This is a genomic window from Amycolatopsis ultiminotia (assembly GCF_039536925.1).
Classification (GTDB): domain Bacteria; phylum Actinomycetota; class Actinomycetes; order Mycobacteriales; family Pseudonocardiaceae; genus Amycolatopsis; species Amycolatopsis ultiminotia.
Map to the genome: position 1 here is coordinate 79613 of NZ_BAAAZN010000001.1, position 15532 is coordinate 95144.

The following is a 15532-nucleotide window of genomic DNA, read 5'->3' on the forward strand; positions in this document are numbered from 1 at the left end:
GAGGAGTTCCGATGGATCCGCAGAGTCGCGGTGGCGACAGCACCGACGTGCTCCCTGCCGTCCCCCAGGACGGCCGCGGGACGGGCGCGGTCGCGAAGGTCCGGGACCTGTACAAAGCGTTCGGTTCGTTCCAGGTCATGCGAGGCCTCACGCTGGAGTTCAAGCCGAGGGCGATCACCACGATCCTCGGCCCGTCCGGCACCGGGAAAAGCGTGCTGCTGAAGCACATGGTTGGCCTGCTCGAACCGGATTCGGGCACGGTGGAGATCTTTGGCGAGGACATCTGGAAAGTGCGTGAGCGCGAACGCGCCGCACTGCGCAAGCGGTTCGGCGTGTTGTTTCAGGACGGTGCGCTGTTCGGTTCGATGAACGTCTACGACAACGTCGCCTTCCCGTTGCGCAAGCACACCGACCTGCCGGAGGCCGAGATCCGCGAGATCGTGATGGAGCGGCTGAAAGAGGTCGGCCTGGAGGCGGCGGAGAAGAAGGCGCCGAACGAGATCTCGGGCGGCATGAAAAAGCGCGCGGGGTTCGCCAGGGCGCTGGTGCTCAACCCGGAGATCGTGCTGTTCGACGAGCCGGACTCCGGCCTCGACCCGGTACGCACGAGCCTGCTCAACGACGTGATCCTCAAGGTGCACGGCGACGACAAGGGCACCTATGTTGTGGTCACGCACGATATCCGCACGGCGCGCAAGGTCAGCGACTACGTCGGCCTGATCTGGCAGGGCCGGGTGGTCTACTACGGGGCCGCCGACGACGCGTTCGCCTCGGACGACCCGTTCGTGCGGCAATTCCTGGCCGGCGATTCGGTCGGTCCGCTGGGGATGGACTGACATGAGAGTCGCGAAATGGCTCGCCGGCGCGGCGGTGCTCGCCGTCGCCGTCATCAGTGGCGGCTACCTGTTCGCCATGCAGCACAACGGATATGAGATCCAGCTGGTGATGCCGAACGCGGCCAACCTGCTGGACGGTTCGCGGGTCGAGATCAGCGGCAGCGAGGTCGGGCAGGTCACCCGCCTGGCGACGCGCGACGGCAGCGCACTAGTGACCGTCTCGGTCGAGGACGCGCACGCGCCGCTGCATGCAGGCACCACGGCGCAGGTGCAGTGGCGCGGCCTGCTCGGGGAGCGCGTGGTGCTGCTGACACCCGGCCCGGTCGCCAACCCGGTGATCCCGTCCGGGGCAATGCTGCCCGCGGGCGGGGAGCAGGTGGAGCTCGACCAGGTACTGGCCGCGCTGGACCCGCGGACCAGGACGCACCTGAACTCGGTGGTGCAGCAGCTCGACCAGAGCCTCAAAGCCCATCCGGACGACATCAAGGCGACCCTGAGCACAGCCGGGCCGGCGGTGAACGAACTTGGCGCGGTGCTGAAGGCAGTCGGCCAGGACGGTCCCGCCGTCCAGAACCTGATCGCCGATCTGCGCAAGCTGATGGACCCGGTCGTCGCACGGCAGCAGGAGGTGCGCCAGGTGATCGGCAACCTGACCAGCGCGACGGACACGCTCGCGGCCGAGCAGTCCCAGCTGACGCAGGCTCTTGGCGCACTTCCCTCCACATTGGACAGTACGCAGCAGGCCGTCGACCGGGTGCCGGGCGCGGTGGACGCCGCGGTGCCGCTGCTGCAGGACGCGCAGCCGGCGACGAAACAGCTGACGTCCGTGGCGCACAACCTCAGCCCGCTGCTCACCGACCTGCGCCCGGCCATCGCCGACTTGCGGCCAACGCTCCGCTCGGCGACCGCTCTGCTGCAGACGACGCCGGCGCTGCTCGACAGCGCGCACGGGGTACTGCCGGGGGTCAGCCAGGCAGCGGCCCAGCTCAACCCCGCGGTGGCGTTCCTGCGGCCCTACACGCCGGACCTGACGGGCTGGCTGACGAACTGGGGCGCGGCGTTCGCGAACTACGACGCGCAAGGCCACTACTTCCATGGCTTGGTGCAGGTCAGTACCAGCATTCTCGACGACAACCCCGGCGTGAACACGGGGTTGAAGGGCGGGCCGAGTTCCACCCCGGCCCCGGGTATGGCCTCCGGCCAGCCGTGGATCGACGCGAATGGGAGTGCACCGCGATGAAGACTGTGGTCAAACGCGGTATCCGGATCGGAGCCGTCGTGGTGGTCGTCGCGGCGGCCGTGGCCGGGTATCTCGGGTCGCGGTCCGGCTCGGGCAAGGTCGAGCTGACGGCGATGTTCGCTGACGCGAGCCCGCTGATCCCCGGCAACCTCGTCCGGATGGGCGGCGTCCAGGTCGGCGAGATCGAATCGGTCAGCCTGCGAAACGGCCAGGCGGCCGTGCGCATGCAGCTGGACGCGGCCGTGCTGCCGGTGCACCAGGACGCGACCGCGAAGATCCGTCCGGTCACGCTGCTCGGCGAGCGCTACATCGACCTCGATCGCGGTTCGGGCCAGGCCCCGGTGCTGGACCGGGGCGTGATCGCGGCGAACCACACGAGCCGCGCGGTCGACCTGGACGAGGTGCTCAACTCGGTCGACGATCCCACAGGCACCGCGCTCGCCGCACTGGTGACGACGCTCGGCGAAGGGACCGCGGGGCAGGGGCCGAACGTCGACGCGGCGCTGAAAGCCCTCGCCCCGGCCATGCAGAACACCCAGCAGCTCGCGGCCGTGCTGAACCAGCAGAACGCGGTGCTCGGCCAGCTGGTCGACCGGACCACGCCGGTTGCGCAGGCACTCGCGGGCGGCAACGGCAAGAACCTGGACCAGGCTGTCGACGCGGGCAACCGGATGCTGGCCGCGGTGGCGGCGCAGCGCCAGTCGATGCAGCAGGCGCTGAGCCAGCTGCCCGGCACGCTGCGCACCGCGCGGCAGGTGTTGTCCGAGACGGCCGGGGCGGCCGAACAGGGCATCCCGGCGCTGGACTCGGTTCGCCCGGTGACGGACAACCTCAGTGCAATCACGGCCGAATTGAACTCTTTCGCCGACAGTGCGGATCCGGCGCTGTCCTCGCTCCCGGCCGTGCTCGACCGTGCGAAGGAGCTGCTCGACCAAGCTGCGCCGGTGGTGCGCGATCTCGGCGCCGGCGGGGCAGTGCTGCCCGGGGTGAGCGCTTCGGCGCACCGGCTGGTCGGCGACCTTACCCCGGCGCTGGGCACTGCACTGGATTTCGTGAAGTACTGGGCGATGAGCACCAACGGCCGCGACGCGCTGGGCAACTACTTCCGCGCTTTCGTTGTCACCACGCCGAAATCGCTGCTGCAAATCCCCGGTGCGGGACTGGGGCCGGCGAATCCGGCTGCGTCACAGCCACTGGCCGCGTCGCCCGCGCCGGCCAAGCAACAGGCCCTGCAGTCGTCGCCGTCGCAGCCGCAGCAGCCGCCGCTCAATCTGCCCGCTCCGGCCGGTCCTCCGCCGGGCGACCCGGGCAGCGCGACCGGCTTGACCGGCAACCAGGAGAGTTCGCTGCTCGACCAACTGCTCGGAGGCCTGTGATGCGTTCGGTCACCACCCGATCATTCGGCATCGGGCTCGTCGGTATCGCGGTGCTCGTCGTGACCGTCCTGTTCGGCATGACGGCCAGCTCCGGCGTGCCCGGAACGGCCAAAACGGTGGTGCGGGCCGCTTTCCGCAATGTCGGTGCGTCGCTCAAGGTCGGTGACGACGTCCGGGAGAACAGCTCGCGTATCGGCCGCGTAGCGGATCTGCGTTACGACGGCAAGCAGGCCGTTGTGACCCTCGAACTCGACGGCACGGTGCCCGTGTACGCCGATGCCCGTGCCGCCATCTGGGATCAATCAGCACTGGCGAAGAAGCTCGTGGAGCTCGACCGAGGGCACGCCGGAGCCGGGCCACTGAGGGAGGGGGTCATCGCGCCGGATCGCAACGTGGACTCGGCCGACCTGGACCAGGTGCTCGACGTGCTGGACCCGCCGACCCGAGAAGCATTGACCGGCACGGTCCGGGAGGCAGGTGACGGCGCGGCGGGGCACAGCAAGGACCTGCACGACTTCCTGGAGCACGCGCCCGCCGAGCTGACCGGGCTCGGGAGGACGGCGGACGCCCTGACCGCGCCGAAGGCGGACCTCTCCGCCTTGCTTCAGCGCGCCGACCAGTTGTCCGGTTCCTTCCAGGGGCACCAGCAGCAGCTGGCCGATCTGGTCGGTCAGGTCGGCGACACCGCGGGTGCACTCGCAGTGGACGACGGCAAGCCGCTGGAGGACACGCTCACGAAGCTTCCGGGCACCCTGACCGGGGCGAAGTCCGCACTCGACTCGCTCAGCGGCCCGCTGACCGATCTGCACGGCGCGCTGTCGGCGGTGCGGCCGGGAGCGCAAGCGCTGGGCCAGGCGACTCCCGATGTGCGCGGAGTGCTGGGGGAGGCGCCGACGCCGCTCGGTGCGGTGCCCGGTGTGGCGAAGAAGGCCGAGCCGGCGATCAAGGATCTGACCGGGGCGCTGGCCGACGCTCGCCCGCTCGCGCCGGCGCTGTCGCGCGGGCTCGTGGACCTGGCGTCGCCGGTGAACACCCTGGCGCAGTACAGCACTCAGGTCGTGGAGTTCTTCCGGCGCATCGAAAGCATGGTGTCCACCGAGGTTTCGCCAGGGGTGCACGGGGCGCGGGTGGGCGTCGCAGTGGAGGGGCTGTCCGCGGCCACCGGCGGGCTCCTGCCGGACTCGCTGCAGGGGCAGGACGCTTACCCCGCGCCCGGCCAAGCGGACCGGGAGCACACCCAGTCGCCGGTGAACCTGTTGCCGGGAGGGAACAACTGATGGCATTGAGAATGCGCAGACCAGTGGTGCTCGGCGCCGTCCTGCTGCTCCTCGTCGTCGGCGCGCTGTTCGGGGTGTACCAGAAGGAGCGGATCGGCACGGTCCTTTCCTCTGGCGACGTCGTCCGCGCGGAGTTCGCCAGGGAATACCGGCTGGAGCCGAACAAATCCGAGGTGAAGGTCGCCGGCGTGGTGGTCGGCACGGTCACCGGGGTCGGCAAGGCCGGTCAGGGGCACTCCCTGGTGACGATGAAGGTGGACGACGGCACCGTGGGCAAGCTGGGCAGCCGTCCCTCTGCGATCATCCGGCCGACCACGCTGCTCGGCGGCAACTACTACCTGGAACTGGTGCCCGGCGGGGACCGGCGGGCCTACGACACCGCCCAGCCCATCCCGGTGGCGCGTACGTCGGTCCCGGCCGAGCTGGACCAGGTGCTGGCCACGCTGCCGGGCCGGGCCCGGGAGTCGGTCCAGGCCAGCACGCGCCTGACGGACGAGGCGCTCAAAGCGGGAGCGGGAGACGCAGCGGGCGACCTGGTCCGGGACGCCCCCGGAGCGCTTGCCCCCGCGAAGGACGTGCTGTCCGCGGCGCGGGGAACCCGTCCGCAGGAGGATCTCTACCAGCTCGTGCCCGACTTGGACTCGGCTACCGAAACGATGACCCGTAAGGAAGGGCAGTTGGCCGGGGTGATCGACTCGCTGCGCGACGTCAGCGCGACTCTCGCCGCGCAGCGCTCACCGCTCGCCGACACGGTCGGCCGGCTGCCGGCGACGCTCGGTTCCACGCGCAAGGGACTTGACGCGCTGAGCGGGAGCCTGGACCGGGTCATCGCGGTCGCGGGCAAGGCGGCGCCCGCGGTCAAGGAACTGACTCCGTTGCTGCAGAAGGCCAATCCGGTCGTAGCGCAGGCACTGCCATTGGTCCGGGATCTGCGGCCGCTGCTGCGGCAGGTCCGTCCGCTGGCGGACGAGCTCGTGCCGACCGCCAAAGGGGCGACCTCGACGCTGAACAACGTTCGCGGGCCGGTGCTGGACCGGGTCAACGGGCCGATCGCGAAGACCGTGCTGTCGCCATGGTCGGGCACCGGCGCCTACGCCGGCGACGGCGGCAACGGCCACCTGTTCTACCAGGAGGTGGGCTACCTCGCGGCCCACACGGCGAACCTGTCCCAGTACGGCAACAAGAACGGCCGCATGCTCGGCCTGGCTCTCGGGGTCGGAGTCTCGAGCGTCGGCGGCAACGACCCGGGCACGGCAAAACTGTTGCAGTCGCTCGGTCTGATCCCTGGCGGAGCCCAGCTTCTCCCGCCGCCGGACAACTCCGGCGACACCTATCACCCGCAGCCGGCGACTTCGCCCGGCCAGGGCCAGGTCCTGCCCGGTGCCCTTCCGCCGATCCCCCTGCGATCGAACTAGGAGCGATGCGGTGAAGAAGCAATTCTCGATCCACCGGACGTGGGAACGGGTCCGCACCGTTCCCGGTCTCGGCCGCAACGTGCTCACGGTGCTGGTGCTGATCGTGCTCGGGGCGGTCAGCGCGTCGGTGATCCTCGGCAATCAGCGTTTCATCCCGCCCTGGTCGGACCGGTACGTGTTCTCCGCGGACTTCGCCCAGGCTCCTGCGGTCAACCCGGGGCAGCAGCCGAAGGTCCGCATCGCCGGGGTCGAGGTCGGGCAGATCACCGGCAGCGAGGTGACCGGCGGCGGCACCGCGCGCCTGACGATGTCGCTCGACCCCGGGAACACCGTGTATCGCAACGCGCATCTAGTCCTGCGGCCCACCAACCCGTTGAACGAGATGTACGTGGAGGTCGACCCCGGCGGACCGCCCGCTCCCGCATTGCCGCCGGACGGGGTGATCCCGGTCGGCCAGACCGAGCGTCCGGTGCAGCCGGACGAGGTGCTCGACCATCTCGACGAGCGCAGCCGCGCCGCACTGACGAACCTGCTGTCGGCCTCTGACGTCGCACTCGCCCACGCTCCGCAGAACCTGCCGGGCGGGTTGCGCGCCGCCGACGGCACGGTGACCGCGGTCAAACCGGTGCTGGACGCGCTGGCGGCGCGCCGGGACAACATCGCGAAACTGGTCACCGGGCTGACCCGGATCAGCGGCGCGGTCGGGCACAACGACGCGCGGCTGGCACAGCTGCTCGACTCCACGCAGTCGACGCTTTCCGTGCTCGCCCAGCACAACGCAGACGTCCAGGCGACGCTGACGGAACTGCCGGGGACCACCGGCGAGCTGCGCCACGCGATGGACAGCGTGAGCGGGCTGACCAGCCGGCTCAACCCGGTGCTCGACCACCTCGACCAGGCCTCCGCCCAGCTGCCGGACACCCTGCGCAAGCTGGGCGGCACCGTGGACAGCCTCGGCGCCACGGTATCCGCGGCCAAACCGGTCGTCTCCGCAGCCGGCCCCGTGGTTCGCGACGTCAGCCCCCTGGTCGGCGACGTGCACCGCTCGCTCGCGGACCTCGAGCCCGTCACGCGGGACCTGATCCCCGACTCGGCTCTGCTGGTCTCCTACCTGGGCGACCTCCAGGCCTTCATCTACAACACCAACGGCGCGTTCAGTCTTTCGGATGCCAATGGCGGCTTCATCCGCGGCCACGTCGCGGTCCCGCTGCCCGACGCCGGCGTGCTTCCGGGCACGCACAGCGGCAACACCGGCGGGAGCCACCCATGAGAATCTTCAAGGGCACGCTGGGAAAACTCCTCGTCCTGGGCGCGTTTTTCGTCCTGTCCCTGGCCTATCTCGGCTACCTGTTCGACCGGGCGGGTGTCGCCGGCCCGTTCCAGGCAGCGGCGTACACGATGTCGTTCGACACCGGCGACGTCGACAACCTGATTCCGGTCGGCGACGTGGACATCGCCGGCGTCCGGGTCGGCCGGGTCGAGGACGTGTCGAACCGGGACGGGAAAGCGACGGTCCGCCTCGCCCTGGACCCGGAGGCGGGACCGCTGCACGAGGGCGCGACGGTCCGGGTCGGCGCGAAGTCGCTTGCCGGGGAGTCTTATGTGGACGTCCAGGACGGCTCCGGCCCGGAACTGCCGTCCGGGACGAAGCTGGCGGACTCGGCGGTCAAGCCCGCGGTGCAGTTGCGCGACGTGGTCAACTCGCTCGACCCCAAGACCCGGAACGCGCTGGGCAGCGTGCTGCGCACCGCGGGCGCGGCGACCGTGGGCACCAAAGACGATGTGTCGAGCGCGTTGTCTGGGCTCGGCGCGCTCGGCCGCCAGGGCTACACCGCGATCGATGCGGTCGCCGCGCAGTCCAAAGACCTCACCGCGCTCGCCAAGCAGACCACCGTTGTGCTCGAGGCGTTGAATACCGGCGAAGGACAGATCGGGGATCTCGTCGCGGCTGCGCAGAAACTGACGACGGCCACCAGCGGGCAGAAGCAGAATCTCACCGACACAGTGCGGAAGCTTCCGCCGTTGCTGACGAGCACGCAGACCGCTACCGGCCGCCTGCGCGACCTGTCGACTGCACTGGGCCCGGTTGCGGCGGATCTCAACCAGGCAGCGCCCGCGCTGTCGACCGCGCTGCAGCAATTGCCCGCGACCACCCGGGATCTGCGCGGTCTTCTCCCCGATCTCACTGCCACGCTGCACGAGGCACCGGCCACGCTGGACCGGGTGCCGACGCTCGCCGGTGACGCTACGGCGCTGGTGCCCCAGCTCCGTACGACAATGAGCCACCTCAACCCGATGCTGGGCTACCTCTCGCCGTACGGGCCGGAGCTGGGCGCGTTCTTCTCCAACTTCGGGGCGATGCTGAACTACGTGGACGAGGCGGGCATCCACTTCTTCCGCCTCGAGCCGGATCTGGGCAACGAGAGCATCGTCAAGGGCGTGCCGGTCCCGCTTCCGGCGATTCTGACCAACCGCAACCCGTACCCGGCGCCAGGGAAGAGCCTGGCCCCCGACGGGCGCTCGTTCACCCGGCTCGAACCCGCTGGAGGCTGAGATGAGTGTGTCCGCGCAAGCGATCGCCGATCCCGAGTGGCTCGCCGAGGTCTACCGGCGGTGCCATCGAGACGTGTACCGCTACGTCCGCACTTGGTCGGTGAGCCCGTCCGTCGCGGAGGACTTCGTGAGCGAGACCTTCCTGCGCGCCGCCCGGCACGTGCTGACGTTGAAACAGCGGCAGGACAGCGTCGTGCCGTGGCTGTACCGGGTGGCGAAGAACGTCATCCTCGACGACCGGAAGTCGGCCCGGTCCCGGCGGCTGGTGGTGCTGGACGAGGTGCCCGAGCAACCGGCGTACGACGAGCTGTTCGAGGACCGGTTGACCAGGAAGTGGCTCGTCGCCGAGGTCGGCAAGTGCGTCGCGCGGCTGAGCCAGGCGCAGCGTCGGTGCCTCGACCTGCGCTTCGGCGACGGCTGCTCGGTGGCCGAGACCGCGAAGCAGATGGACCGGACCGAAACCGCGGTCCGGCAGTTGCAGTACCGGGCGCTGATGCGGCTGGGATCGCTGCTGCCCGCCACGGTCGCGCCCGGAGGATCTTAGACAAGGTTAGGAACTGAGTAGCAGGCGCTGTTGACTATCTGCAGCAGCGCGGTTACGGTGACCGCCGTCACAGCGAAGGGGTCGGTGCACATGAGCCGCAGGACGATCGGTGTCCGGGTGGCAGGCGCGGTGCTTGCCCTGGCCGCGCTGGCGGGTGCGGCTGCCGGGCTCGTGCAGCTGCGCGTCGAGACGACCGTCGACTCGTTCCTGCCCGCGGGGGACCCCGCTGTCACGGCGCTGGGAGACAACGCCCGGACCTTTGGCGGCGACCCCATCGTCGTCCTGTTGGAATCCCAGCAGCCGCAAGGACTTCTGCTCGGCGACGGCCGGCTGCCCACGCTCATGCGGCTCGAAGGGACACTGGGGCGCCTGCCCGACGTCGCGACCGTCTACGGCCCGGCGACGATCATGAACCAGCTCGCCATCACTTCGCAGGACATGCTCGCGAGGCTGAGCGGAACCCGGGACGGGCTGCGGGCCAAGGCCGAGAGCGAAGCCAAGGGGAAAGGGCTGACCTCGAGTGCGGTCACCGCGGCGGGGAACGCGGCGGTGACGGACTTCGACCGCCGCTATGGGGCGCTGCTCGTGCGCGGCCTGCCTGCCGGGCTGCCCACGACGAACAACCCGGGCTTCGTCCGGAATGTGATCTATGACAGCTCCGGGAACCCGCGGCCCCGCTGGCATTTCGTCGTGCCGGCGCCGAACGCAGTCTCGGTGCTGGTACGGCCGCGAGAGGGACTGGACGAGGCAGGCACGCGGCGGCTGGTGTCCGCGGTCCGCGACGCGGTCGGCCATGCCGGGCTGGCCACCAGCCGGGTCACGGTCACCGGCGTCCCGGTGGTCACCTCCGCGGTAACGGACGAGGCGGTGGGCGAAATCCCGCTGATCGGCGCACTGGCCGTCGTGGTGCTGCTCGGCAGGTTCCTGCTGGCCGGCCGGAGGGAGCGCCTCCTGCGCAGGCTGTGGCCGCTGGCCGCCGCGCTGATCGGGGGAGTGCTGACCCTGGCGGCGTTCGGCTGGGCGGGCGTTCCGATGTCCTTCGGTGCCATCGTGCTCCTGCCGCTGCTGCTGGGCATCGGCAGCTCGTTCCCGCTGTACCTGGGCATGGTCGCCGACCGGCGCAAGGTGGTCGTGATGTCGGCGGCGAGCGCGGCGGCGTTCCTGTCGCTGGCGATCTCGCCGCTGCCGTTCGTCCGTGAGCTCGGCTTGGCGCTGGGCCTCGGCGTCCTGCTTACCGTGGGCGCGACTTTGCTGCTCGGCCGCCGCTTCGCGCCGTCCCCGCCGGAGCCCGGCAAGCGGGTTCGCGCCGTTGGCGGGGTCCGGCGGTGGGTGCTGATCGGGTGCTTGGCGGCGGTCGCCACGACCGGATGGGCGGTGCTGCCCCGGCTCGAGGTCCGGGCGAGCCCGGAGGACGTGGCGCGCGGGCTGCCGGCGCTGGACGAAGCCCGGTACGCCGAACAGGTGCTCGGTTCCTCCGGCGAGGTCAGCGTTGTGCTGCGCGGCAACGACGTGCAGAACCCGGCGGCGATGAAGTGGCTCAACCAGGCGCAAGACGGCGTGATCGCGCGTTTCGGCGACCGGCTCCGCCCGATCGTCACGGCACCGGACCTGCTCGGTTTCCTCGGCGACAAGCCCACTTCGGGGGAGATCGCCGCCGGCTTGCAGCTGATGCCGCCGTACCTCACTTCGTCCGTGCTGTCCCCGGACGGAACTCAGGCACTGCTCACTTTCGGGCTGAAGCTGCAGGATCTCGGGAAGCAGGCCGGACTTCTCGACGATGTGCGCGCATCCTTGCCGCCTCCGCCGCCAAGGGCGCACGCGGACGTAGTGGGCCTGCCGATGGCCGCTGCCCGCGCCTACGACCTGGTGCGCTGGGATCGGTATCCGGCCAATCTCGCCGGGATCGCCGCCGCCGGGATCGTGCTCCTGTGCGGCTTGCGCCGGCGGGCTGACGCGCTACGGGCCGTTCTCGCGGCGGTGCTCGCCACCGGCTGGACGATCGCCGGATTGTGGGCCGTCGGCCAATCCCTGAGCCCGCTCACCGTGGCGCTCGGCTCGCTGGCCACGGTCACCGCCGCCGAGTTCACGATCCTGCTGCTCGACGACGCCCGCCCGAGACGGGTCGTGCGGTGGGCTTGCGCGACGTCGGTCCTCGGGTATCTGGTGCTCGCGTTGTCGCGGATCGGTCTGCTCCGCGAGTTCGGGCTCACGCTCGCCGCGACCGTAGTCGTGTCCTATCTGGCCGCTCTCGCCTGTGCGTCGTTGGGACGCAGGGCAGGATCAGGCAAGCAGGCGACGGCTCCTTTGAAAGCCGAATTGGTGGAGGTGTAGAGAGTGAAACTCCGGGTTGCCGGGTTCTTCCGGCGATGGACGGCGGTGCCGGCCGGACTGCGGGCCCAGGGGGTGCTCGCGGCCGCGCTGGTCGCCATCGCCGGAGGGTCGGGCGGGAATCTCGTCGTACGCGCGCTCCACGAGCTGCCCGCCGGGTCGGCGTTCCGGGTCGGCGACGTCGTCGTGTCGCAGGAACAGCTGCAGCAGCGGGTGAACGTCATGGGATTGCTCTACGGGGTGCAGCAGCCTTCGGATCCCGCCGGGACGGACCGGTTCCGGCGCGCGGTGGCCAAGGCAGTCGCGGTGAGCATGATCGTCGACGACGCGGCACGGGGTTCCGGCATCGTCATCGCCGACAAGGCCGCCAGCGACCAGCTCGACAAGACGGTCAGCGACAACGGCACCGACCGCAAGTCGTTCGTCCAGCAGCTCGGCGCGCACGGTCTGTCCGAAAAGGACGTTCTGGACGAGGTCAAGCGGCAGCAGGCGGGAGCGCGGTTGTTCCAGCAGGCCACCGCCGGGGTCAAGGCCGCCACCGATGCGGACGCGCAGCACTACTACGACGCGAATCGTGCGCAGATGGTCTCGCCCGAGCAGCGCGATCTCGCCAACATCGTCGTGTCGTCGCCCGACCAGGCGCAGCTCGTCGCGCAGCAGGCCCGGTCGGGCAAGGATTTCCCGGCGCTGGCCGGGCAGTACTCGATCGACGGCAGCACCAAGGGAAACGGGGGTTCGCTGGGCAAGGTGACCGCGAGCCAGCTCGACCCGGGGTACGCGAAAGCGGCGTTCGCCGCGCCTGCCGGGGCGGTGTTCGGCCCGGTGCAGACCCAGCAGGGCTGGAACGTGGGACGAGTCGGCGCGGTCCACCCCGGCAGCCCGATGTCTTTAGACCAGGTCAAGGCCGCGGTCAAGACCAAATTGGACAATGACGAGAAACTGAAGGTCTGGGACGATTTCCTGGTTTCCCGGATCAAGTCCGCGAGGGTGGAATACGCCCCCGAATACCTGCCGCCCGACCCGGACGCGCCGCCCGTGGACGGTCAGTAGAAGGAAAAGGAGGACAATTGTGCTGGCTTTGATCGCGGCGGTGGCCGCGGGGATCTGTCTCGGGCTCGGCTGGCTGCTGGGACAAGTGGTGCTGGTCTATGTCGCGCTGGGTGTCTCGGCCACGGGCTTCGTGCTCGTTCTGGTGGAGGCGCTGCGCCGCCGGAAGGCGGCCAAGGCGGCCGAAGCCGCTGCAACAGCCGACGAAGCCGAACCGGAGGAAGCCGAGGCCGGGGATGCGGATGACGACGAGGTGGACGCGAATCCGGTCGAGCAGCAGGAGGATCCGGTGGACGAGCGCGGCGACGTCCTTCCCGTCGCGACGGTGGAGGACGGCGAGGTCGTTTTCGTGGTGCCGGGGCGAATGCGCTTCCATCTCGCCGGATGCCGCCTGCTCGAGGGCAGGGACGCGGAGCAGTTGACCCTGGACGAGGCCGAGGACGAGAAATTCACCGCCTGCACAGTGTGTGCGAACCACGCCGCGGCGGAACTGGTCGGCGGCTGAGTTCCCGCGATTTTTCCCGGCCGGGGAATTCCGGTTCGGGCCGTCGATGGGATAGAATTTCCCGTGCCTGCGCAACGGTGCGTCGGTAAGGGATGTGAGTGCCGGTGTGTCCACGAAGTGCCACTCTCGACAACGATTTGACCAGTTTCATCGGTCGCCGCAAGGAAATCGCCGAACTCAAGATCGTGCTCTCTTCGACGAGGTTGGTGACCCTCGTCGGGGTGGGCGGGGTGGGCAAGACGCGCCTCGCGCGGCGGGTCGGCCAGGGACTGGCCAAGAGCTTCGCCGACGGGGCGTGGTTCGTCGATCTGGCACGGGCTTCCGAGCCCGCGCTGCTGCCGAACGTCGTCGCGGAGGCGCTCGGTGTCCCGGACCAGTCCGCGCTGTCGCCGCAGTCCGCGCTCGCCGAGTATCTCGCCGAGCGGGAACTGCTGCTGATCCTGGACAACTGCGAGCACTTGCTGCAGGCGTGCGCGGCGCTCGTCAGCGACCTGCTGCGATCGGCCGCCGGGGTCGTCGTCCTGGCGACCAGCCGTGAACCGCTCGGGGTGCTCGGTGAGCACAGCTGGCCGGTGCCGCCGATGTCCATGCCGGACCTGGCGAACGTGGCTCCGGCGCGGGGCGGCTACGTCTACGGTTATGAGGCGCTGGAGTTGCTCGAGGAACGCGCCAGGACGGTGCGCCCCGAGTTCACGATCGGGCCGATTTCCCGCGCCGCGGCCGCGCAGCTGTGCCGTCGGCTCGACGGTCTGCCGCTGGCGATCGAGCTGGCCGCGGTGCGCCTGCGTGCGCTCTCGCTGGAACAGATCGTCGCGCGGCTGGAGGACCGGTACCGCTTGCTGAGCACGGGAAACCGGGGCGGGCCGGCGCGGCACCAGACCTTGCGCGCGGCGGTGGACTGGAGTTTCGACCTGTGCTCCGATCGCGAACGGCGGCTGTGGTCGAGGCTTTCGGCGTTCGCCGGGTCCTTCGCCCTGCAGGACGCGGAGGAGGTGTGCGCCGGCGGCGAGATCGAGCGGGAGGACGTCTTCGAGATCTTGTCGAGCCTGGTCGAGAAATCGATCGTGCTGTGCGAGGGGGTGGACGAGCAGTCCCGTTACCGCTTGCTGGAGACCATCAAGGCGTACGGCCACGAGCGGCTGGCTGCGGCGGGCGAGGACGTGGCGCTGAGTCGGCGGCATCGCGACTACTACCTCGGGCTGGCAGAGCGCAGCGAGGACGGCTGGTTCGGCCGTGACCAGGTGAGCTGGTGCACGAGGCTGCAGAATGCACAGGCCAATTTCTGGGCCGCGCTGGACTTCTGCCTGGCGACGCCGGGGGAATCGGCGTCGGGCTTGCGGATGGCGGGCGCCCTCGTGTTCTTCTGGAACGCGTGCGGTCACCTCAAGGACGGGCGGTATTGGCTCGGCAGGGTGTTGTCGGCTGCCGCCGAACCGTCGCCGGAGAAGGCGAAGGCATTGTGGGTCAACGGATACGTAGCGATGACCCAAGGCGACAACGGCGCGGCGATGACCGCTTTCGCCGATTGCCTCGTATTGGCCGCGCAGCTGGACGACCCGGTGGCGCGCGCGTACTGCCAGCAGTTCCGCGGCTCGGCTGAGCAGTTCAAGGGAAACTTGGAAGAGGCCGAGGTACTGCTGGAGGAGGCGGTCCGGTCGCACCGCCGCAGCGGCCTGGTGAACTCGCTGACGGTCCTCGCGACGGCGCAGCTGGGGTTTGTGTCGTGCCTGATGGACAAGGCGGGCCGGGCTCTCGAGCTGTGCGACGAAAGCTCCGCGGTGAGCGAGGCGCACGGTGAACTGTGGGCATTGTCCTGGGCGCACTGGGTGCGAGGGCTGGCCTACTGGACGCTTGCCCGCTTCGAACAGGCGGCGGTCGCGCTCCGCGATTCGCTGCGGGCCAAGCACGCGCTCGACGACCGGCTCGGCATGTCGGCCTGCGCGGAACTGCTTGCGTGGACCGCATGCGAGGCAGGCACTTCCCGTCGTGCTGCCCAGCTTCTCGGTGCGGCCAAGGCGTTGTGGGCCTCGATCGGGCATCCGCTGTTCGGCTCGGCGGAACTGCTGGACATCCACGACGGGTACGTGGAACGCCTCGAACTGGCGCTGGACGACAAGGTCTTCGGCGAATGCCACGCTGTGGGCGAGCAGATGTCGGTCTCGGAGGTGCTGTCGTTCGCGTGCGATGAGGGGGCGCCGGAGCCGGCCGGCGGGCCGCGGTTGACCCGCCGGGAAAAGCAGGTCGCCGAGCTGATCGCGGAGGGCCTGACGAACAAGCAGATCGCCACCCGGCTGGTGATTTCGCAGCGAACCGCGGAAGGGCACGTGGAGCACGTGCTGGCGAAACTGTCGTTCGCCTCGCGCGCTCAGGTCGCCGCGTGGGTCGCCACGCGCGCGTGAGGGCCTGCCACA

Annotated in this window: 12 protein-coding genes; all 12 read left to right on the forward strand. The window is 69.9% G+C overall.

All coding sequences use genetic code 11. The features are described 5' to 3' along the window. The first annotated feature begins 11 nt into the window (after positions 1-11). On the forward strand, positions 12-836 hold the full coding sequence (locus ABD793_RS00390; RefSeq protein ID WP_344854171.1) for an ABC transporter ATP-binding protein: 825 nt from the start codon (positions 12-14) through the stop codon (positions 834-836). 1 nt (position 837) lies between these two features. Further along, on the forward strand, positions 838-2076 hold the full coding sequence (locus tag ABD793_RS00395) for an MlaD family protein (protein WP_344854172.1): 1239 nt from the start codon (positions 838-840) through the stop codon (positions 2074-2076). Continuing rightward, complete coding sequence (locus tag ABD793_RS00400) at positions 2073-3452, forward strand: MlaD family protein (RefSeq protein ID WP_344854173.1); 1380 nt, start codon at positions 2073-2075, stop codon at positions 3450-3452. The genes ABD793_RS00395 and ABD793_RS00400 overlap by 4 nt, the downstream gene beginning before the upstream one ends. Next, entirely contained in the window at positions 3452-4729 is a 1278-nt protein-coding gene (locus ABD793_RS00405; RefSeq protein ID WP_344854174.1) for an MlaD family protein, read from the forward strand. Before ABD793_RS00400 ends, ABD793_RS00405 begins: the two co-directional genes overlap by 1 nt. After that, on the forward strand, positions 4729-6144 hold the full coding sequence (locus tag ABD793_RS00410) for an MlaD family protein (protein WP_344854175.1): 1416 nt from the start codon (positions 4729-4731) through the stop codon (positions 6142-6144). The genes ABD793_RS00405 and ABD793_RS00410 overlap by 1 nt, the downstream gene beginning before the upstream one ends. A 10-nt stretch (positions 6145-6154) precedes the next feature. Next, positions 6155-7414, forward strand: a complete 1260-nt coding sequence (locus tag ABD793_RS00415) for an MlaD family protein (protein WP_344854176.1) — start codon at positions 6155-6157, stop codon at positions 7412-7414. Continuing rightward, a complete protein-coding gene (locus tag ABD793_RS00420; RefSeq protein ID WP_344854177.1) occupies positions 7411-8697 on the forward strand; it encodes an MlaD family protein in 1287 nt (428 codons plus the stop codon). The genes ABD793_RS00415 and ABD793_RS00420 overlap by 4 nt, the downstream gene beginning before the upstream one ends. A 1-nt stretch (position 8698) precedes the next feature. Beyond that, entirely contained in the window at positions 8699-9241 is a 543-nt protein-coding gene (locus ABD793_RS00425; protein ID WP_344854178.1) for an RNA polymerase sigma factor, read from the forward strand. 90 nt (positions 9242-9331) lie between these two features. Beyond that, a complete protein-coding gene (locus ABD793_RS00430; RefSeq protein WP_344854179.1) occupies positions 9332-11572 on the forward strand; it encodes an RND transporter family protein in 2241 nt (746 codons plus the stop codon). 3 nt (positions 11573-11575) lie between these two features. After that, on the forward strand, positions 11576-12619 hold the full coding sequence (locus tag ABD793_RS00435; RefSeq protein ID WP_344854180.1) for a peptidyl-prolyl cis-trans isomerase: 1044 nt from the start codon (positions 11576-11578) through the stop codon (positions 12617-12619). A gap of 19 nt (positions 12620-12638) precedes the next feature. Next, complete coding sequence (locus tag ABD793_RS00440) at positions 12639-13121, forward strand: hypothetical protein (protein WP_344854181.1); 483 nt, start codon at positions 12639-12641, stop codon at positions 13119-13121. A 137-nt stretch (positions 13122-13258) separates the two neighbouring features. After that, positions 13259-15520, forward strand: coding sequence for an ATP-binding protein (locus tag ABD793_RS00445; protein ID WP_344854182.1), 2262 nt, complete (start codon positions 13259-13261; stop codon positions 15518-15520). The last annotated feature ends 12 nt before the right edge of the window (positions 15521-15532 follow it).

Coding starts and splice junctions, on each gene's coding strand:
- ABD793_RS00390 (WP_344854171.1), top strand. CDS start 12: ATGGATCCGCAGAGTCGCGGTGGCGACAGCACCGACGTGCTCCCTGCC.
- ABD793_RS00395 (WP_344854172.1), top strand. CDS start 838: ATGAGAGTCGCGAAATGGCTCGCCGGCGCGGCGGTGCTCGCCGTCGCC.
- ABD793_RS00400 (WP_344854173.1), top strand. CDS start 2,073: ATGAAGACTGTGGTCAAACGCGGTATCCGGATCGGAGCCGTCGTGGTG.
- ABD793_RS00405 (WP_344854174.1), top strand. CDS start 3,452: ATGCGTTCGGTCACCACCCGATCATTCGGCATCGGGCTCGTCGGTATC.
- ABD793_RS00410 (WP_344854175.1), top strand. CDS start 4,729: ATGGCATTGAGAATGCGCAGACCAGTGGTGCTCGGCGCCGTCCTGCTG.
- ABD793_RS00420 (WP_344854177.1), top strand. CDS start 7,411: ATGAGAATCTTCAAGGGCACGCTGGGAAAACTCCTCGTCCTGGGCGCG.
- ABD793_RS00425 (WP_344854178.1), top strand. CDS start 8,699: ATGAGTGTGTCCGCGCAAGCGATCGCCGATCCCGAGTGGCTCGCCGAG.
- ABD793_RS00430 (WP_344854179.1), top strand. CDS start 9,332: ATGAGCCGCAGGACGATCGGTGTCCGGGTGGCAGGCGCGGTGCTTGCC.